19 protein-coding genes and 1 tRNA gene are annotated in these 19,098 nt (G+C 54.6%); 8 read left to right on the top strand and 12 right to left on the bottom strand.

Annotated elements, in window-relative coordinates:
- Position 1: 1 nt before the first annotated feature.
- From PFH44_RS02945 to PFH44_RS02935, 3 genes are all read right to left on the bottom strand, one after another.
- Positions 2-454, bottom strand: coding sequence for a toxin-activating lysine-acyltransferase (locus tag PFH44_RS02945; protein WP_283824243.1), 453 nt, complete (start codon positions 452-454; stop codon positions 2-4).
- Positions 455-472: 18 nt separating this feature from the next.
- Positions 473-2,002: a hypothetical protein gene (locus PFH44_RS02940; protein ID WP_283824242.1), complete on the bottom strand. Its 1,530-nt coding sequence runs from the start codon at positions 2,000-2,002 to the stop codon at positions 473-475.
- A 492-nt stretch (positions 2,003-2,494) separates the two neighbouring features.
- Complete coding sequence (locus PFH44_RS02935; protein ID WP_123709929.1) at positions 2,495-2,740, bottom strand: bacteriocin; 246 nt, start codon at positions 2,738-2,740, stop codon at positions 2,495-2,497.
- Between the two features lie 435 nt (positions 2,741-3,175).
- Here PFH44_RS02935 and PFH44_RS02930 point away from each other — a divergent pair, with 435 nt between their 5' ends.
- Positions 3,176-3,508, top strand: a complete 333-nt coding sequence (locus PFH44_RS02930; protein WP_283824241.1) for a hypothetical protein — start codon at positions 3,176-3,178, stop codon at positions 3,506-3,508.
- 545 nt (positions 3,509-4,053) lie between these two features.
- Here PFH44_RS02930 and PFH44_RS02925 read toward each other — a convergent pair.
- From PFH44_RS02925 to aspA, 7 genes are all read right to left on the bottom strand, one after another.
- Positions 4,054-4,129: transfer RNA gene (locus PFH44_RS02925), tRNA-Phe, on the bottom strand.
- A 115-nt stretch (positions 4,130-4,244) separates the two neighbouring features.
- Positions 4,245-6,332 (bottom strand): DUF1176 domain-containing protein, encoded by a 2,088-nt coding sequence (locus tag PFH44_RS02920; protein WP_283824240.1) that lies wholly within the window; start codon positions 6,330-6,332, stop codon positions 4,245-4,247.
- Positions 6,333-6,400: 68 nt separating this feature from the next.
- A complete protein-coding gene (locus PFH44_RS02915; protein WP_045853507.1) occupies positions 6,401-6,976 on the bottom strand; it encodes a transcriptional regulator in 576 nt (191 codons plus the stop codon).
- Between the two features lie 35 nt (positions 6,977-7,011).
- Positions 7,012-8,820: a protein-disulfide reductase DsbD gene (locus tag PFH44_RS02910; RefSeq protein ID WP_283824239.1), complete on the bottom strand. Its 1,809-nt coding sequence runs from the start codon at positions 8,818-8,820 to the stop codon at positions 7,012-7,014.
- Entirely contained in the window at positions 8,796-9,119 is a 324-nt protein-coding gene (cutA, locus tag PFH44_RS02905) for a divalent cation tolerance protein CutA (RefSeq protein WP_041143683.1), read from the bottom strand. Before cutA ends, PFH44_RS02910 begins: the two co-directional genes overlap by 25 nt.
- 94 nt (positions 9,120-9,213) lie before the next feature.
- The gene (locus tag PFH44_RS02900) at positions 9,214-10,515 is read right to left on the bottom strand and encodes an anaerobic C4-dicarboxylate transporter (RefSeq protein WP_045853385.1); all 1,302 of its coding nucleotides are present in this window, start codon (positions 10,513-10,515) and stop codon (positions 9,214-9,216) included.
- A 116-nt stretch (positions 10,516-10,631) separates the two neighbouring features.
- Complete coding sequence (aspA, locus tag PFH44_RS02895; RefSeq protein WP_045853384.1) at positions 10,632-12,068, bottom strand: aspartate ammonia-lyase; 1,437 nt, start codon at positions 12,066-12,068, stop codon at positions 10,632-10,634.
- A 339-nt stretch (positions 12,069-12,407) separates the two neighbouring features.
- Between aspA and PFH44_RS02890 the strand changes: the two genes are divergently transcribed.
- Positions 12,408-12,878, top strand: a complete 471-nt coding sequence (locus PFH44_RS02890) for an FxsA family protein (protein WP_045853506.1) — start codon at positions 12,408-12,410, stop codon at positions 12,876-12,878.
- A gap of 70 nt (positions 12,879-12,948) precedes the next feature.
- Here the strand turns inward: PFH44_RS02890 and yjeH are convergent, their stop codons facing one another.
- Entirely contained in the window at positions 12,949-14,211 is a 1,263-nt protein-coding gene (gene yjeH, locus PFH44_RS02885) for an L-methionine/branched-chain amino acid transporter (protein ID WP_283824238.1), read from the bottom strand.
- Between the two features lie 230 nt (positions 14,212-14,441).
- Between yjeH and PFH44_RS02880 the strand changes: the two genes are divergently transcribed.
- The 3 genes from PFH44_RS02880 (at position 14,442) to PFH44_RS02870 (ending at position 16,913) form a co-directional block, all read left to right on the top strand.
- The gene (locus PFH44_RS02880) at positions 14,442-14,735 is read left to right on the top strand and encodes a co-chaperone GroES (RefSeq protein WP_003855929.1); all 294 of its coding nucleotides are present in this window, start codon (positions 14,442-14,444) and stop codon (positions 14,733-14,735) included.
- A 44-nt stretch (positions 14,736-14,779) separates the two neighbouring features.
- Positions 14,780-16,426, top strand: a complete 1,647-nt coding sequence (gene groL / locus PFH44_RS02875; RefSeq protein ID WP_045853382.1) for a chaperonin GroEL — start codon at positions 14,780-14,782, stop codon at positions 16,424-16,426.
- Between the two features lie 133 nt (positions 16,427-16,559).
- A complete protein-coding gene (locus PFH44_RS02870; RefSeq protein ID WP_041143690.1) occupies positions 16,560-16,913 on the top strand; it encodes a DUF4156 domain-containing protein in 354 nt (117 codons plus the stop codon).
- 44 nt (positions 16,914-16,957) lie between these two features.
- Here the strand turns inward: PFH44_RS02870 and epmB are convergent, their stop codons facing one another.
- Complete coding sequence (gene epmB, locus PFH44_RS02865; protein ID WP_283824237.1) at positions 16,958-17,986, bottom strand: EF-P beta-lysylation protein EpmB; 1,029 nt, start codon at positions 17,984-17,986, stop codon at positions 16,958-16,960.
- Between the two features lie 40 nt (positions 17,987-18,026).
- Between epmB and efp the strand changes: the two genes are divergently transcribed.
- The 3 genes from efp to ecnB all read left to right on the top strand — a co-directional run bounded on the left by efp (position 18,027) and on the right by ecnB (position 19,096).
- Positions 18,027-18,593 (top strand): elongation factor P, encoded by a 567-nt coding sequence (efp, locus tag PFH44_RS02860; RefSeq protein ID WP_041143692.1) that lies wholly within the window; start codon positions 18,027-18,029, stop codon positions 18,591-18,593.
- Between the two features lie 77 nt (positions 18,594-18,670).
- Entirely contained in the window at positions 18,671-18,802 is a 132-nt protein-coding gene (locus PFH44_RS02855) for an entericidin A/B family lipoprotein (protein WP_041143693.1), read from the top strand.
- A gap of 147 nt (positions 18,803-18,949) precedes the next feature.
- A complete protein-coding gene (gene ecnB / locus PFH44_RS02850; RefSeq protein ID WP_004097935.1) occupies positions 18,950-19,096 on the top strand; it encodes a lipoprotein toxin entericidin B in 147 nt (48 codons plus the stop codon).
- Positions 19,097-19,098 lie beyond the last annotated feature (2 nt).

The following is a 19,098-nucleotide window of genomic DNA, read 5'->3' as shown; positions in this document are numbered from 1 at the left end:
GCTACACTTTTCTGTTTTTTTTCATTGTCATCAATTTGCCCGATTTTTTAGCGCGCCAGACAATGTGGTTGCTTTCAATAAATGGTGATACATCTTTCAAATAATCCATACACAATCTGGCGCTTCCTGGCTGGCAGCAAAAATCCAGAATACAAAGCGTACCTCCTTCATTCCATTCGGATGTATGGGGTAAGAATAAAGGGTCGTAAATAAGACGATTCAGCGTATCATTCCTGAACCACGCCCAGGTTATATATCCTATGGGATTTTCTTTATGGTCGAATAACACTTTGAACTGGTTAAGATTAATGGCTTTGTGGGTCCACAGCTGAAGCGTTTTAACATGGTAGAGGCTGTAATTATTGTTCATTAACATACAACTGACGGCAAAGCCAAGATTTTCAAACTGGCTAAATTTATTTTTACCATTCTGACTTTCTGTAATAAAGCTCACAAAATATCCTCAAGTTTATTATTTCAGAATTTGTAACGCCAAACGTTCGAAGCGAATCTGGTATGTATGTAGTCGTTCAGAAATTGCCTCAGGTTCACCTTGCCAACTTGCAATCTCCTGGCTGATGGCCCCACGACTCATAAAAGCGCGGGAAGCCAGCTTCCTGGCAACAGTACGCTTCATCGCTTTTCGTAACTCTTGAGCTGTTTTCCCCTGTGACAGATATTTATGAAGGTAATCTGTGTAAAGCTGATGGAATGTCAGCGAAAACCGTTCTCCTGCAGTTTTGGGGTTCTTTTCTGGTGCGGCATTTGATGAATCATCTATCAGTTGATGTAGCAGGGAGATGGCAGGGTGCTCATGCCCGTAGGACAGGCCCAGGCGCTGAGTGAACATACCCGCTGAGAGGTCGAATATGCGTTGTAAACGATCGGCCAGGGCAACCATTTCGTCGTTAAGATGAAGAGAATGTAAAAATTCTTTGTCAAAACCCACCGTTCCCAGATTCTCCAGAAAGCAGGTTTTTCTGTATGCGAGACTGAAAGACTTATCGATGGCTTGTTGTGCAGTGGCGAGAAATCCAGCACCAAACAGGAACTTAGCTAGGTAAAAACTGAGATCCTGAACACCTTGCAGCAGTAGTGGCGCATCTTCGCTCAATTTATTGTACTGGACGTAACTGCTACCGGCTTCACGACGCTCGACAGGGAAAACGCTGCGTACGCCATGGAAATCGAGTAACCGGCCCTGTATGTCGCAATTGGAAGGTGAAGTCATCATGACTAAATGTCGGCTGCGGCACCAGGCTATCTGCGTGGCAAGTCGTTGTGCTAATTCACAAAGTCCATACAGAGCACGCTCGTCCTGCTTCAGAGCTGCCCATTGTTCATCTTCAAACTTAGCAGGACGTGGTAACAATGAGGGGGCTATCGCGATTTGCTTTTCAACCCGCGCACTGTCTGTTTGCTGTAAGCGCATGTCGGCATGAGGCTGATAATAGGGGGCCCGGCAAAAATGTGCAGGGCGCACTACTGATTCGCGAACCAGCAAGACTCGATGGGAATGGACCGATGATGAAACCGATGTCGTTTTGCTGGCGAGAGCAATTTTAGTTAGCAAGATTGCCTTGTTTGGCACCACGCCATATGGCAGAAGTTTAGCTAATAAGCCACCCCAAATAGCTTCCAGCACTGCGCCAGTCAACGTCAACTCACCGTCGACCTGTTTGGCTCCTTGGCCAACAAGTGCGTTGGCCCCGATACCTTTAACTTGCCAGCGACCATCGAAGCCGCAGCGTGCCCCCCCGCCGTTAAACGAAATTGCGTCACCGCCGTAGCGTTCGGCATAAAATATTTTTTCGTCGTTCAATATAGGGACGCGAGCGTCAAAAACTGAATGCCGTTGGTTCTCCGGTATAAGGTAACTCGTCGCCTGTATGACTTCCTTCAGTTGAGCGTTATCTAAATTATTAGTCCAGAGCAGCCGGGTAGTCACTTTTTTTGCGATGAAAGGGACCAGACATTCGGTAAGAGCTGATAGATTTTTCATTTTATTTTATATCCGTTCAGGAATATCTGATGTTATCTGGGTTTTGTATGTATATAGCGATCCTAACGCTGATGCGATAATGCCACTAGTGGTCTACTATTCATTTTCGGCGGCTTATAATTGTATTCACAGATAAAATATATGCCTGTATAAAGTAGAATAAGAGCCTATCCTATTAGGACTATTTTATTTGCCATTTTGGCCCTGGACACTGCTCAAAATCCCCACGTACTAGATGTACGCTCCGGTTTCTGCGCGCTGTCGGTGTTCAAACTGGCTACGCCAATAACTCCGGCCAGGATAGGCGCTAACATCTTTTTGTTGATTATCCGGTAAAAGTTAGATCATTTATTTCTTGAGAACAAGAATAATCCACCACCAAAAATCAAGGTGGAAATGATTGATTGAATGACCGGTTTTATTAACCCCTTTTCTTCATTGAAATAAATATTAACTAGTAGTGTGAGAATAAAAAGAATCAGGCTTGTCAGACTAATTCTGAGTATTGTTATTCCACCAACATGTCCCAGCATAACCTGCTGCTCCCCCAACTGTACCAAGGATTCCTCCGCCCACCCAACCAGCAACAGTACCGAAGACAGGCAGCGTCATAGTGCCGGTTGCCATCCCGGCAACTGCACCGGCAATACCAACGCTCACTGCAGACTGTCCAAGTCCATTAAGGGTGCATTCAGCACCAGCAATGGTATTTATTTCCTCAATAGCCAATTCTCTCATGCGCTATTTCCCTTGTTAATTATTTGTCTTTTCTACCTATACCCAATAAACCTGTATGTTGAGGTTTATTGGGTGTAGGGAACATATGAATTACTATTACCTACAGCGTCGCCATACGACTCGCTGATTTTGTTCCTCAGATATGATGTATTAGTCATTCAGCATATTGATAATACAGGCCGAGAATATACTATTTATCCGTAAGTAGCATACGAACCACTGATATCTCCTTTAAAGATGAATGCTTCTCATTTATCCCTTTGATTAAAAAATTGTCATATTTAACATGCATAGTCAATGGTTAATTTTTAATGAGCTTTATGTTTATAACTTAAATAAATCCAAACTATAGTTTTGATATAGATGTATATGCTGTTATTGTGTTCTTAAAAAGAGTATTTGGCAGATGATGACTGTCGAATAAAGAATAAAATTATGAAAATTAAAAATAATATGAAGATATCAGACAAATATTTCAAAATAAAAACTCTCGGGCAATACCCCGCTTGGGGTGAAAGGAATAAAAAAATAAGTACGAAACCGCTTCGGTTGATCGTTCGCGCTATTTTTTTCATTCATCCCATAAATATCTTTGCTGTAGTTTCTTACTTCATCATTGTTCATTTTTATTTCTGCCCGTCAGTGTCTTATACATGGCGCAAACGGGGCTGGAATCGGAGAGGTGTTATGTTTAACGCGACCTGTATCGTTTCCGATGGCGGAGGGTTTGCTCTATATATCAAGGGGAAAGCGAGCTCCAGTCATTGATAAATCTAGCTGGAATGAGGGCGATGATATACGATCTTATCTACCCGGAAAAGAAGAGGGGAAAGGGCGGTGGATATATGGATCCCGGATTTAATATATAAATCAACAGAATGGGTATTCCACCGTTTTGATTCAAACTGTCTGAAAATGTAGTCTGGTACATGGGTTTACCAGCTGCCCGGCGCTGAATGAGGACGATGAAGAGTATCTGATCTGGTCGGCACTCTCTGGTTCAACAGCAACTTACTGTTTCCGGCCTGCAATTTTAGCTGTTTCAGCACCGTGACCGCCTGTTTTGACAGCGGCACCAGATGCGGCGTTGGTTTCTTTTACCGAGTTCTTTTTAACGTTTCAGGGCGTTCTGAGACACCATTAAATTGAATTTTGTGCCCGGCTCGGACTAACGCCGAAGGCGTTGAACGGCGCGCCTGTCGCGCCGGCCCCGAAGGGGTGAGCCGCTAGCGGCGAATAATCGAACGCAGTTTGATGGAGAGTCCGGCTGCAGAAACGCAAAAACCCGCCTTTTGGGCGGGTTCTCTGAATAGTGGTGCCCGGACTCGGAATCGAACCAAGGACACGGGGATTTTCAATCCCCTGCTCTACCGACTGAGCTATCCGGGCAACGGGGCGAATTAAACCGTAATCCACCCCGCGCGTCAACCACATTTCTTGAATTTCCTGCCGATTGCTTAACTTTACGGCAGTTTTGCATCAAAAGCCGCGTTTTGGCCATAATTCACATCATCCCGTTGTCGCCCTGACGGATTTTCCAGCCGCTGACCGCAGAGATGACGTGGCGTAAACCGGAAAGGGTATAGTCGCCGATCACCTCTTCGTCTTCGCGCGGGGAGCTGATGGTAATCTCCGCATCGACGCCGTGGCGGTAGGTCCCGTGGTGGCTAAAAATCGTGCCGATGAAGCATTTATCGTTCAGCCAGACGGGAATATAGGCCACCGTTTCATAGATATAGTTTGAGGGGACGCCGCTGTAGTAGTTATCCGCATCGTCGGAGGAGGTGCCGGGAGGAATGGGGCAAATCGGCGCGTCGCTATCGGTTTGCGGCTTATCTTTCAGCAGGGTACCCTGCATAACCTCCAGCGACTTGAGTAAATCCGCCTTATCTTTGGCATTCAGCGCCGGGGTTAACGGCTGGTCTTTCTCCGGCGAGCTGATGGTATTCAGCGTGTAGCGGTAGCGAATTGTCACCGCGGGGGTCCTGTCCGTCGGGCTGAAGGGACGCAGCAGATACAGATTATCCTCGCCGAACTGGCCGTTGTACCAAAGCGCATACACCTGACCGTTAATTCTGACCCACTGGCTCCACTGGTTGGCCCCGCGCCCGTTGAGGGAGTACAGCGCGCCGGGTACGCCGGCGTCAAAATCATCGTCGTCATCGCTATCGCTGCCGTTGACGCTATCAAAGGTGTCATCGCCGCGTTTTAAGACCCCGGTATAGCTGAACAATCCGGTTCCGCCGACGTAGCTGTCGATAATCAAATCGCGCCTGCCGTCGTTATCGAGGTCGATAAGCGTAAAGCTGACCTTGCCATTTTCTGAATCAGCGCTGATATCGGAATGGAGAAACGCCTGCCACTCATCGTCGCTGATATCGGCGGAAGGCTTGTTTGTTGACACTAAGGTATCGTCGGCATAGGTCAGCGTAAAGTTGGTGACGTGTCCGGTGAGCGGGAACTGCTCGGCGATCTTATTTAGCTCCAGCTCCGGGTTGGCCTTTTGCTCTTTCAGCACGGCGCTATACAGCGCCTTGAGCGCGAGATTATCGGCATCTTTCTGCTGCTTAGGACGCACCTGGCTGACGAAGGTCGGCAGCATCCAGGTCCCGCCGGGGGTAATTTCGCGGCACATGCCGGTGGTATATTTCAGGCTCTGGACGAACGCTTTGCCGTCCCAGACCCGCTCCTCCCCGCTCACGCAGTCGGCGATGCCGCGGCCCTTGTTGAAGAACGCAATGACGCCATCGGCATAGCTGGAGGCATCGGTGGAGATCGGCTGAGGTTTAGCCTGCGGGGCGCTGTCCACCACCCACATGGCGTAACCGTCGTTATAGGCGGCTCGCCAGCACAGCGCCTGGATAAGCCAATGGCTTTTATCGATGGCGGTGGCGGTGATTTGTCGTTCCTGGGCGGGAATATCTTTGTTTTGCCAGTCGTCACAGCGGCTATTCAGCAGCGGGACCAGCTCCGGGAGGAAGCGCTGGCGCTGTTTGGCGGTCAGCGGTTCGGGCTGGGCGTTGTGGAGCGTTGGGGCGGCGATAATCTCCGGGGCGGGCAGCGCGTTCAGCGTATTGCTATCGTCGGCATCGCCTTTGCGCAGCAGCGCATCCGCAGTGCCCAGGCGCTGCTGAAATTCGTCGATCTTGAGAAATACCGCGCTGCTGCCCGCGCTGGAGAGCGTCTTGCGCTCCCCGTTGAGCGAAATCTCAATGCGGCTTTCATGCTCCAGGGCCTGGATCAGCGCGGCCGTTTGCGTGCTGTCGAAGCGGAAGTGGCTGTCGTCTTTGGCATCCAGCGTCCCGCGATCCTGATTGTCGATCAGCAGGCGCACGGTGGCGTCAGGGGGAATATCGCGATCGGTCTGGGCAAAGGTCACCTGGCCGCTCACCCGCTGATCCGGGCCGGCGCTGCGGGTCAGCAGGACGCTGACTTCACCGAGGTTGACGCCGTAGCCCGCGGCCCGGCAGGTGCCGGTATTATCACAGGCGACTTCCCAGTCTTTATACGCGAAAGAAAAACCCTGTACGGGAGCCGCCAGTAGCGATATCGGATATAGCCCGATGATGGCAACCCAAAGGAGAGAACGCATATAAAACCCTGTCAGCATGTCGGTGAGAGGGAAATTATATGCGCGAAGGATCGGTTAAGATATCGGAATCAGGTTAACGCGCCGCCCATTCGACACTGGGCAAAACGCAGGATGTCTTCCGCCAGGCGCTGGGCGGTGTCGACGTCGGCCTGGCTGCGCTTCACCAGCAGGCGGCTCAGACAGCCCTCGATGATAAGCTCCATCTGTTTGGCGACCATCGCCGGATCGTCCACTTCCAGCTGGGTCAGCAGCTCGTGCGTATAGGCGAGCGAAGCCTGCTTCTGCTGTTCAGCCAGCTGATGAATCGGGTGCTGTGCATCCGGATAGAAAGTACAGGCCGCAATAAACAGGCAGCCGGGATAGCGGTGATTGCTCACGCACCGGGTCAGCGCCGCATAGCGCGCCAGCAGCTTTTGCTCCGCCGTTAGCGTCTCGTCCAGCAGCAGCTGGCGACGCCATGTATCAACCTGATGGCTGAGATAGCGGAGGGCGTCATACAGGAGCGCTTCGCGGTCTGGCCAGAAGCGCTTGAGGTCATCGATCGGATAAGCAACGCGCTCGGCGACCATCTCCAGCGTGGTGTTAGCAATACCTTCGATTTCAAGAATTTGTATGGCTTCACCCAGAACATCTTCACGTTGCACGGTTTTCTCCTCCATTTTACCTCCTAAAGTGTCGCTCACGGTTGCCGATCGCGCAAATGAGCGCTGAATGCCGCGGCATCCATAAAGCCGGTGACGCGCTGCGCGGGCTGCTCCTCTCCCTGCGCATTAAAGAACAGAATCGTCGGCAGGCCGAGCACCCGCAGATGCTTCAGCAGGGCGACGTCCTGCGCGCTGTTCTTTGTGACGTCTACCTGCAACAGAACGGTATCTTTCAGGGCCTGTTGCACTTCCGGTGTGCTAAAGGTGTATTTTTCGAACTCTTTACAGGCCACGCACCAGTCAGCGTACAAATCTAGCATAACCGGCCGGCCTTTAGCCTGCGCCAGCGCCCGATCGAGCTCATCGACGGTGCTGACGCGGGTAAACGCCAGGTGCGCCTGCTGCTGCGCCGTCGGCGCGCTGAACGCCCAGTCCTGCAGCGGACGAACGCTCACCAGCGCGGCGGCCAGCAGCACGATCTGCATGATGCGCTGCCACGGACGCGTGGTGCCAAGGGAGGTGATAAAGGCCCAGCTAAAGAAGGCCACCGCCAGCAGCGACCACAGGCGTAGCCCCCATACCTCGCTCAGGATACGCTCCAGTAAAAACACCGGCAGCGCCAGGATGACAAAACCGAACGCGGTCTTCACATGGGCCATCCACGGGCCGCTCTTCGGCAGCAGACGGTTGCCAAACACGGTGACCAGAATCAGCGGTAGCCCCATGCCCAGCGCGTAGAGATACAGCGTGCCGCCGCCCAGCCACAGGTTACCGCTTTGCGCGATGTACAGCAGAATCGCGCTCAGCGGCGCCGTTGTACAGGGCGAGCAGATAAGCCCGGCGATGGCGCCCATGGCAAACACGCCGCCGGCGGAACCGCCCCGTTGGGTATTGCTCATCAGCGTCAGGCGCGTCTGCAAGGATGACGGCAGCTGCAGGGTAAACAGGCCAAACATCGACAGCGCCAGCAGAATAAAGACCGCCGACAGGCCGATCAGCACGTACGGATGCTGCAGCGCCGCCTGGAACTGCAGGCCCGCGGCGGCGGCCACCATACCCAGCGCGGTATAGGTCAGCGCCATCCCCTGGACATAGATAAACGCCAGCAGCAGCGCGCGGGCGGTGGACAGCTGGCGTTCGCCCCCGAGCACGATACCCGAGATCAGCGGATACATCGGCAGCACGCAGGGCGTAAACGCGATACCGATACCAATTAATAGCGCCCAGAGCGCGGAGAACGGAAGCTGGCTGCCATCCGTCGCGGCTGCGGGCCGCTCTGGTGCGGGGGTCGCAGCCGGCGGCCGTTCCGCGAGCGCCAGCGCCGGACGCGGTTCTACCGGGAGCGGCGGGTTAAGCTTCGGCGCGCCAGCGACGGGAAGCGCCGGGCGCCCGGGAGCCTGCTCGTCGCTGGAGAGCGCCAGCGCCGCGCTGAGCGGCACCACTTTAGTTTCCGGCGGATAGCAGAAGCCGGCGTCGGCGCAGCCCTGCCAGGTCACGGTCAGCGTGGCCCCTTTGGCGGCCTGGGTGAGCGTAACCGGCACGGTTAGCCGCTGGCGATAAATCTCACTTTTGCCGTAAAACTCATCGTCGTGCCATTCGCCGGACGGCAGAGATGGCTCAAGGAAAGCGGCGTCTGCGGCGCTGAGCTTGATCTGTTTGCGGTAGAGATAGTAACCCTCCTTGATTTGCCAGGTTAGGTTTATCTCGTGCTGGCTCTGCTGAAAATCAAAGGCAAAAGCCTGGTCAGCAGGCACAAAATTTGAGCGGCCGGGAGTATCAAATAGCCCGGCGAATGCGGATGTACTGCAGAGCAGCAGAATCAGCGTAATGATGCGTTGAGCCATGAGAGGTAATCAGTGTCTCCGTGAGTGACGGGTAAAACCAGTAATTCGGGGGTTTGATACGGGTGATGGGACTTCAGGCACTCCAGCAGCGCCTGCTGATGGGCGCGGTCGGTTTTCAGCAGCATCTGCACCTCATACTCCTGCTCCAGCTTGCCTTCCCAGTAGTAGAGGGAGGTCGCGCCCGGCAGGAGAGTGGCGCAGGCGGCCAGCTTTTCTGCCAGCACTTTGGCCGCTAAATCCTGGGCGGTCGCTTCATCCGGCGCGGTGCAGAGTACAACAACGGCATCAGGCGTAGTCATCGTGAACCTCGTATCAGCGAAAAGAGGCACTATAGCACGCAAGATGCGGGGGATTAATCAAACGGGCCACGATGTGGCCCGAATTTAAGCAGTTTTACAGCACGATGCCGCCGATGATGAACCCCAAAATAACGCACAGGGTAATGGCGATCACCCCGGGGATCAGGAAGGCGTGGTTGAAGACGTATTTGCCGATGCGGGTAGAGCCGGTGTCATCCATTTCGACCGCCGCCAGCAGCGTCGGGTAGGTCGGCAGGACGAACAGCGCGGAGACCGCGGCAAAAGAGGCAATGGCGGTCAGTGGACTCACGCCAAGCAGCAGCGCCGCGGGCATCAGCGCCTTGGTGGTAGCGGCCTGGGAGTAGAGCAGGGTTGCGGCGAAGAACAGCACTACCGCCAGCAGCCACGGGTAGTTGTGCAGCAGATCGCCCGCCACCGCCTGGATATCAGAGATATGTGCCTTCACGAAGGTATCGCCCAGCCAGGCAACGCCCAGCACGCAGACGCAGGCGCTCATCCCGGATTTAAAGGTGCTGGCGTTGAGCACTTCGCTGGTATCGATCTTACAGGTGATGCTAATCAGCGTGGCGATGGTCAGCATGAAGACCACGATCGCTTCGTTGCGCGGCAGTACCGGGTTCTGAATCAGCCCGACGGTATCGCTGATGGCGGTAGCGTAGAACATGACCGCGACGATCCCGATCAGGAACAGCAGCACGGAGCGTTTGGCGTGCGGCTTCAGCTGGAACACCTGGCTTCCGCGCAGTTTGACTTCCCCTTTTGCCAGTCGCTCCTGGTAAACCGGGTCATCTTTCAGCTCGCAGCCGAGGAAGTTACACACCACGGCGGTGATCATCACGGCAATCAGCGTCACCGGAATACAGATAGCCAGCAGCGTCAGGTAGCTGACGCCCAGCGGCTCCAGAATGCCGGCGAAAAACACCACCGCGGCGGAAATTGGCGAGGCGGTAATCGCAATCTGCGAGGCCACGACGGCAATCGACAGCGGGCGGGAGGGGCGAATGCCCTGTTCCTTCGCCACTTCGGTGATCACCGGCAGAGTTGAGAAGGCGGTATGGCCGGTTCCCGCGAGGACCGTCATAAACCAGGTGACCAGCGGGGCGAGAAAAGTGATGTACTTCGGATGACGGCGCAGCAGGCGCTCTGCAAGGCTGACCAGGTAGTCCATGCCGCCGGCAACCTGCATGGCGGCAATCGCGGCGATGACCGCCATGATGATCTCAATGACGTCGAAGGGGATCGCGCCGGGCTTGATTTGAAAGATTAAGGTCAGGACGAGGACGCCCAGACCCCCGGCGAAGCCGATACCGATACCGCCCAGCCTGGCACCCAGGTAAATAGCCAGCAGGACAATGACGAGCTCTGCACCAAACATATGTTCCTTCCTTGTTTTTTAACAAGTTGATATTGAATTGTTGTGATTTCGTAAACCCAGAAAAGCAAAAAGGCATGTCATTGCTGACATGCCTTCGTTGAGTTTAACCTGAAAGCTTACTGTTCGCTTTCATCGGTAAAACGCTTTGCTTTATAGGCCGGGTGCATCAGGTTGTGCGGAGAGAAAATATCGTCCAGCTCCGCTTCGGTGAGCAAACCTCGTTCCAGCACCACTTCCCGCACGCTCTTACCGGTTTCGGCGCAAATCTTGCCGACGATATCGCCATTGTGGTGGCCGATAAACGGGTTGAGGTAGGTGACGATGCCGATGGAGTTGTACACATAGCTTTCGCACACCGCTTTGTTAGCGGTAATGCCGTTTACGCATTTTTCCAGCAGGTTGTAGCAGGCGTTGGTCAGGATATGAATGGACTCGAACAGCGCCTGGCCGATAACCGGCTCCATCACGTTCAGCTGCAGCTGGCCGGCTTCGGAGGCCATGGTGACGGTGGTGTCGTTGCCGATCACCTTGAAGCACACCTGGTTGACGACTTCCGGCACCACCGGGTTAACCTTGGCCGGCATGATGGATGAACCCGCCTGCAGCTCCGGCAGGTTGATTTCGTTCAGACCAGCGCGCGGGCCGGAAGAGAGCAGGCGCAGGTCGTTACAGATTTTAGACAGCTTCACCGCCAGGCGTTTCAGCGAGCTATGCACCATGACGTAGGCGCCGCAGTCGGAGGTGGCTTCAATCAGGTCTTCCGCCGGAACAACCGGCAGGCTGCTGACTTCCGCGAGTTTTTGTACCGCCAGCTGCTGATAGCCGTCCGGGGTATTCAGGCGCGTGCCGATGGCGGTGGCGCCGAGGTTCACTTCCAGCAGCAGCTCTGCGGTACGCAGAATGCATTTTGTTTCTTCGTTCAGCAGAACGTTGAAGGCGTGGAACTCCTGGCCGAGGGTCATCGGTACCGCATCCTGCAGCTGGGTACGACCCATTTTCAGGACGTCCTGGAACTCAACGGCTTTGCTCTGGAAGCCTTCGCCCAGCTGGTTAATAGCGTCGGTTAATTTCAGCAGGGAGGCATACACCGCGATGCGGAAACCGGTCGGGTAGGCATCGTTAGTGGACTGACATTTGTTAACGTGATCGTTGGGGTTCAGGTACTGGTATTCGCCTTTCTGGTGGCCCATCAGCTCAAGGCCGATGTTCGCCAGCACCTCGTTGGTGTTCATGTTGACGGAAGTACCCGCGCCACCCTGGAACACGTCAACCGGGAACTGATCCATGCACTTGCCGTTATTCAGCACTTCATCACATGCGGCAATAATGGTATTCGCGACGCCTTTAGGAATGGTTTGCAGCTCTTTGTTGGCCATGGCTGCGGCCTTTTTCACCATCACCATGCCGCGTACAAACTCGGGAATATCGCTGATTTTGCTATTGCTGATGTAGAAGTTTTCAATCGCTCTCAGAGTATGAACGCCGTAGTAGGCGTCAGCTGGAACTTCCCTGGTACCCAACAGATCTTCTTCGATACGAATGTTGTTTAACATGTGAACCTTCTTTTTCAAGCTGCCAATGAATTCACCAAATACGCAGAATTTATAGGGTTTAGCGCATTTTCTCGCCGAAGATTATTTCCTTAATCGGCCTGGTGCCCACGATCATATGCTGATGATAGCGAATATCAGTAATCTTGATCACTTATTATGTAGTGGGGTCTATAAGAATTATTAATCTGTGAAATGAGTCACCGCTTTGCAGTTCTTGAAAAAAATAAGCGTTTCCGCTGATTGAAAAGTCCCGCGTTAGCCCAATATTGATGGGATGCGAATAGCACATCTTATAGCTGCGGGTGCCGATAGCGGCGCACGCTAATGAAGGAGACGCCGGTGCGTTGGATTCCGTTTTTTGCCTTTTTTTTATACGTTTACGTTGAAATCTCGATCTTTATCCAGGTTTCCCATGTCCTGGGCGTGCTGCTGACGCTGATTTTAGTGATCTTCAGCTCGGTGGTCGGGATGTCGCTGGTGCGCAACCAGGGTTTCAAAAACCTGATGCTGATGCAGCAAAAAATGGCGGCCGGCGAAAGCCCGGCGGCGGAAATGATCAAAAGCGTATCGCTGATTATTGCCGGCCTGCTGCTGCTGATACCGGGCTTCTTTACCGACTTCCTCGGCCTGCTTCTGCTGCTGCCGCCGGTGCAAAAACACCTGACCCTCAAGCTGATGCCGCATCTGCGCTTTAGCCGGATGCCGGGCGGCGGGTTCAGCGCCGGAACCGGGGGCGGCGATACCTTTGATGGTGAGTATCAGCGTAAAGATGATGAGCGCGACCGTCTGGACCACAAAGACGATCGCTAATCCAGCCAGCCCGGCAGCCGCCGGGCGCGTGGAGTGACAGGCCGGATACGCGCAGCGCGTTCCGGCTTTTTTATTGGCGAGCGCCCGGGGTTTCGCTCAGCGACCGGCGCCGGGGTAAAAGCAGCCACAGCGCCGCCAGCACCACCAGCGCGTACAGGCTTTTCCAGCCGACCATCGCCAGTAGCAGTAGGCACAGCAGGCTGCCGATCGCCGCCAGCACCCGATAGCGCCCCTGCAGCAGCCGGCAGCCCGCCAGCATACACAGCAGATAAATCATAATAAAAATGCCGTTGGCGTAGACGATCAGCGCGTCGAGGTTGATATCGAGCCAGTAAATGCACAGGGTGCTGATGACGCAGCAGGCCAGCACCGCATTGAGCGCGTTGCGCGGGATTTGCCGGGCCGACAGGCGGGCGAGACGGCTCTCAGGCCTGTACTGCGCCTGCGACCAGACCAGGCGGGCAAAACTTTGAATATAGATATTGAGGCTGGCGAAGCAGGCGAGGTAGCCAATGACGCAGGCGACCCACAGCGCCTGGACGCCGAACAGGCGCACCACGATATCAGGCAGCGACGCGGCGGCGGCAATGTCCTCGCCGAAGGCGTGAAAATGCAGCACCAGCACGGTGCAGGCCCAGTAGACCGTACCGGCCAGCAGCAGGCCAATCATCAGCGCGCGCGGAAAATCGCGCTCCGGGGATTTAAATTCCGAAGCCAGGTGGGCAAAGGCCTCGAGGCCGACAAAGCACCAGAACATGACCGACAGCGCGGCAAAAAGCTGCGAGCGATCGACATCCTGCGGCGCCGGGAAGGGGATGTGCGCCGGATCGATACCGCCGCGCCACCAGATAGCGACAATCAGGGCAACAATCAGGATCGCCACCAGCGTTTGCAGATTGGCGCTGGAGCTGGCTCCGCGCGAACCCACCCACCAGATAATGGCCAGCGTCCCCAGTTCGGCGAGCAGCAGCTGGCCGTCGTGCCAGCCAAACAGGGCCTGGCTGAAGCCGGTGGCGATATGCAACGCGGCGGGTAATCCCACCGGGATGACCGACAAAAACAGCCAGCCGGTCACGCGCTCCATGCGGGGGCCGAACGCCATATTGACGAAATGCGCCACGCCGCCGGCGCTGGGATAGTGGCGGCCGAGTACGGCAAAGACGATGGCTATCGGGAAAACCAGCAGGATCAGCGCCGGCCACGCCCACAGGCTGTTATCGCCCGCAACCAGCGCGGCCAGAGCGGGAACGGCGAAGACGCCGGTGCCCAGTAATGATGTGGAGAGGAGGCCCACTCCCTGAGCCAGACCTAACTCCTGCTTCAAACCACCCATGATGCAACCCTGTCTCGGACAAAACCCGAATGGTACCACAATCGTTTTTGCTTATGACGTCCGGGCGACGCGCCGGGAGTGTGCGCCCGGGCACGCGAAAAAACTTTTTTTCAATTGGCCCCTTGAAGCGGTAAAACTCCATCCCCATCTCTCAGGTCACTAGCCGGAAAACCGTATACGGGCCGGTGTCATCCATAACTGATAATGACTTTCTCAAAGGAGAGCTATCAATGAGTATTCGTCCGTTACATGATCGTGTGATCGTCAAACGTAAAGAAGTTGAAACCAAATCTGCTGGCGGCATCGTTCTGACCGGTTCTGCGGCAGCCAAATCAACTCGTGGCGAAATCATCGCTGTCGGTAAGGGCCGCATCCTGGAAAACGGAACCGTGCAGCCGCTGGACGTGAAAGTGGGCGATATCGTCATTTTCAACGACGGCTACGGCGTGAAATCTGAAAAGATCGACAATGAAGAAGTGTTGATCATGTCCGAAAGCGACATCCTGGCAATTGTTGAAGCCTAATCTGCGAACGACACTGAACATACGAATTTAAGGGAAAGATTAAAATGGCAGCTAAAGACGTAAAATTCGGTAACGACGCTCGTGTGAAAATGCTGCGCGGCGTAAACGTACTGGCAGATGCAGTTAAAGTGACCCTGGGCCCGAAAGGCCGTAACGTGGTCCTGGACAAATCCTTCGGTGCGCCGACTATCACCAAAGACGGCGTTTCCGTCGCGCGTGAAATCGAGCTGGAAGACAAGTTCGAAAACATGGGCGCCCAGATGGTGAAAGAAGTTGCCTCTAAAGCGAACGACGCTGCAGGCGACGGTACCACCACCGCAACCGTACTGGCTCAGGCGATCATCGCTGAAGGCCTGAAAGCCGTTGCTGCGGGCATGAACCCGATGGATCTGAAACGTGGTATCGACAAAGCCGTCGTTGCTGCCGTTGAAGAGCTGAAATCCCTGTCCGTACCGTGCTCCGACTCTAAAGCGATTGCTCAGGTTGGTACCATCTCCGCTAACTCCGACGAAACCGTAGGTAAACTGATCGCTGAAGCGATGGATAAAGTCGGTAAAGAAGGCGTGATCACCGTTGAAGACGGTACCGGTCTGGAAGACGAACTGGACGTGGTTGAAGGTATGCAGTTCGACCGCGGCTACCTCTCCCCGTACTTCATCAACAAGCCGGAAACCGGTGCCGTTGAGCTGGAAAGCCCGTTCATCCTGCTGGCTGACAAAAAAGTTTCCAACATCCGCGAAATGCTGCCGGTTCTGGAAGCCGTAGCGAAAGCCGGCAAACCGCTGGTTATCATCGCTGAAGACGTGGAAGGCGAAGCGCTGGCAACGCTGGTGGTTAACACCATGCGCGGCATCGTTAAAGTGGCTGCGGTTAAAGCACCGGGCTTCGGCGACCGTCGTAAAGCTATGCTGCAGGACATCGCGACTCTGACCGGCGGTACCGTTATCTCTGAAGAGATCGGTATGGAGCTGGAAAAAGCGACTCTGGAAGACCTGGGTCAGGCAAAACGCGTTGTGATCAACAAAGACACCACCACCATCATCGATGGCGTGGGTGAAGAAGGCGCTATCCAGGGCCGCGTGACTCAGATCCGTAAGCAGATCGAAGAAGCGACTTCTGACTACGACCGTGAAAAACTGCAGGAACGCGTTGCTAAACTGGCAGGCGGCGTTGCGGTTATCAAAGTCGGTGCAGCTACCGAAGTTGAAATGAAAGAGAAGAAAGCGCGCGTTGACGATGCCCTGCACGCGACCCGTGCTGCGGTAGAAGAAGGCGTGGTTGCCGGTGGTGGCGTCGCGCTGGTGCGCGTTGCGGCTAAACTGGCTGGCCTGACTGCTCAGAACGAAGATCAGAACGTCGGTATCAAAGTTGCGCTGCGCGCAATGGAAGCTCCGCTGCGTCAGATCGTTTCCAACGCCGGTGAAGAACCGTCTGTGGTAACTAACAACGTAAAAGCGGGCGAAGGTAACTACGGTTACAACGCGGCGACTGAAGAATACGGCAACATGATCGACTTCGGTATCCTCGACCCAACTAAAGTAACCCGTTCTGCTCTGCAGTACGCGGCCTCCGTTGCTGGTCTGATGATCACTACCGAGTGCATGGTTACCGATCTGCCGAAAAGCGACGCAGCTGATTTAGGCGCTGCTGGCGGCATGGGCGGTATGGGTGGCATGGGCGGCATGATGTAATCATGTGCTCTACCCCTTAGAAACAAAGAAACCCCCGGGCAGAAATGCTCGGGGGTTTTTCTTTTTTCCGGCTTTTTAGTATAAGGTGTACATCCGGGCCAGCGCGTCCAGCTCATTGATCATGGGGAATAACATGCAGGTAAGATATTTAGCAGGGATTGTCGGCGCAGCACTACTGTTAGCGGGTTGCAGTTCCAGCAACGAACTGAGCTCAGGCGGGCAGAGCGTACGCTTTGTTGAAGATAAGCCGGGTGCGGATTGCCAGCTGTTGGGAACCGCTAGCGGCAAGCAGAGCAACTGGCTCTCCGGGCAGAACGGCGGTGAGGGTGGCTCTATGCGCGGCGCGGCTAATGCGCTGCGTAACCAGGCTGCAGCAATGGGCGGCAACGTGATTTACGGCGTCAGCAGCCCGACGCAGAACCTGCTGTCGAGCTTTGTGCCGACCGATAGCGAAATGAACGGTCAGGTCTATAAGTGCCCGAACTGATCGCTTTCCCCTCTCTCCGGTGGGGAGAGGGGAAAGAACGCTAGCTAGCTCTGTCGTAGCTGCAAATCCAGCGGCGTCTTGCTCGGCTCTCCGCCGATTTCTCGCGCCAGCTTCGGTACCATATAGCCTGATACCAGCGTCAGCAGCTCGCGCATGATGGCCCGGGCTTCTTCATCTTCGACCATAAAGTGGGCCGCACCCTGGACCTTATCCAGCACGTGCAGGTAATACGGCATCACCCCCGCATCAAATAGCGCATTGCTCAAATTAGCCAGCGTCTGCGCGCTATCGTTGACCCCACGCAGCAGTACGCTTTGGTTCAGCAGGGTGACGCCAGCGAGGCGTAAACGCGCCATCGCTGCGCGAAACTCAGCGTCGATTTCATTGGCGTGGTTGATATGGTTCACCAGCAGTATCTGCAGCGAAGAGCGGGTGAAACGCGCCGCCAGCGCCTCGGTGATGCGCGCCGGGATGACGATGGGCAGCCGGCTGTGAATACGCAGACGCTTGACGTGCGGGATAGCTTCCAGCTGGGTGAGCAGCCAGTCGAGTTCATGATCTTTCGCCATCAGCGGGTCGCCGCCGGAAAAAATAATCTCATCGAGCTGCGGATGGGCGGAAATATAGTCCATCGCCGCCTGCCAGTTGCGCTTATTGCCCTGGTTATCGGCGTAAGGGAAGTGTCTGCGGAAGCAATAACGACAATTTACCGCGCAGCCGCCTTTAACCAGCAGCAGCGCGCGGTTGGCGTATTTATGCAGCAGTCCGGGCACCACGCTGTGCTGTTCCTCCAGCGGATCGGTGGAAAAACCGGGGGAGGCGATAAACTCTTCTTGCGAAGTAAGTACTTGACGCAGAAGAGGATCGTTAGGATTTCCTCGCTCCATACGGGCGATAAAAGCCCGGGGAACGCGCAGCGCAAAGAGGCGCTTCGCATCGCGCCCCGCCAATAGGTTTGCATCAGCGTCTACATTTAAAAGATGCAGCAGTTCATCAGGACTGGTCACAACATCGGCAAGTTGCGTTAACCAATCTTCTCTGGATGGGGTATTTAGGGTTACAATATGCGCCATTTTGTGGCTTAGCTACCAATTAACAATTTCAGAGGGCCTTATGGCGACTTACTATAGCAACGATTTTCGTGCTGGTCTTAAAATCATGATGGACGGCGAACCTTATGCCGTTGAAGCGAGTGAATTCGTAAAACCGGGAAAAGGCCAGGCTTTCGCCCGCGTTAAGCTGCGCCGCCTGCTGACCGGCACCCGCGTAGAGAAAACCTTCAAATCTACCGACTCCGCTGAAGGCGCAGACGTTGTAGATATGAACCTGACTTACCTGTACAACGACGGTGAGTTCTACCACTTCATGAACAACTCCACCTTCGAACAGCTGGCCGCTGACGAGAAAGCCGTTGGTGAAAGCGCTAAATGGCTGCTGGATCAGGCTGAGTGCATCGTGACTCTGTGGAACGGTCAGCCTATCTCCGTGACTCCGCCGAACTTCGTTGAGCTGGAAATCGTTGAAACCGATCCGGGTCTGAAAGGCGACACCGCGGGTACCGGCGGTAAACCGGCAACCCTGACCACTGGCGCAGTGGTTAAAGTTCCGCTGTTTGTACAGATTGGTGAAGTGATTAAAGTGGATACCCGCTCTGGCGAATACGTATCCCGCGTGAAGTAATTCACGTCTCTGACGGTTGGCGCAGCGCGCTGCTGCGCCCCCTATAGCGCGCAAGGTATCGATAGCAGGCAGGGAAGATGAACAACACCTTAAAGCTTGTGGTATTGCTGCTGCTCAGCGGCGCCCTGCTGGCCGGCTGTCATACGGTCCACGGCGTGGGTGAAGATATCCGCAGCCTGGGGCACGCCATCTCTCACGCCGCCAGCTAAGCACCGCTTTCCCCCTCTTCTGATTCCTGTCTCCCGACGTCGCGCATCGCTTTTTGTCTTAAAAAACGCTGAGATCCCTTCATCCCGGGTCAGTTTGTCTATGCTTATAGGGCACGATAACTAAAACTGGTAAATAAGGATGACATTATGGTGAAAAAAGCGATTGCAGCGTTCTTTACGGTTTTGGCTCTTTCCTCTGTGCTGACCGCATGTAATACAACGCGTGGCGTCGGTCAGGATATTTCAGAAGGTGGTAGCGCCATTTCCGGTGCCGCGACTAAAGCTCAGCAATAGCC

The sequence above is a fragment of the Klebsiella sp. Ech2A genome, from assembly GCF_030078455.1.
Lineage (GTDB): Bacteria > Pseudomonadota > Gammaproteobacteria > Enterobacterales > Enterobacteriaceae > Klebsiella > Klebsiella terrigena.
The sequence above is the reverse complement of the archived record's forward strand: the minus strand, read 5'-3'. Positions and strand labels throughout refer to the sequence as shown.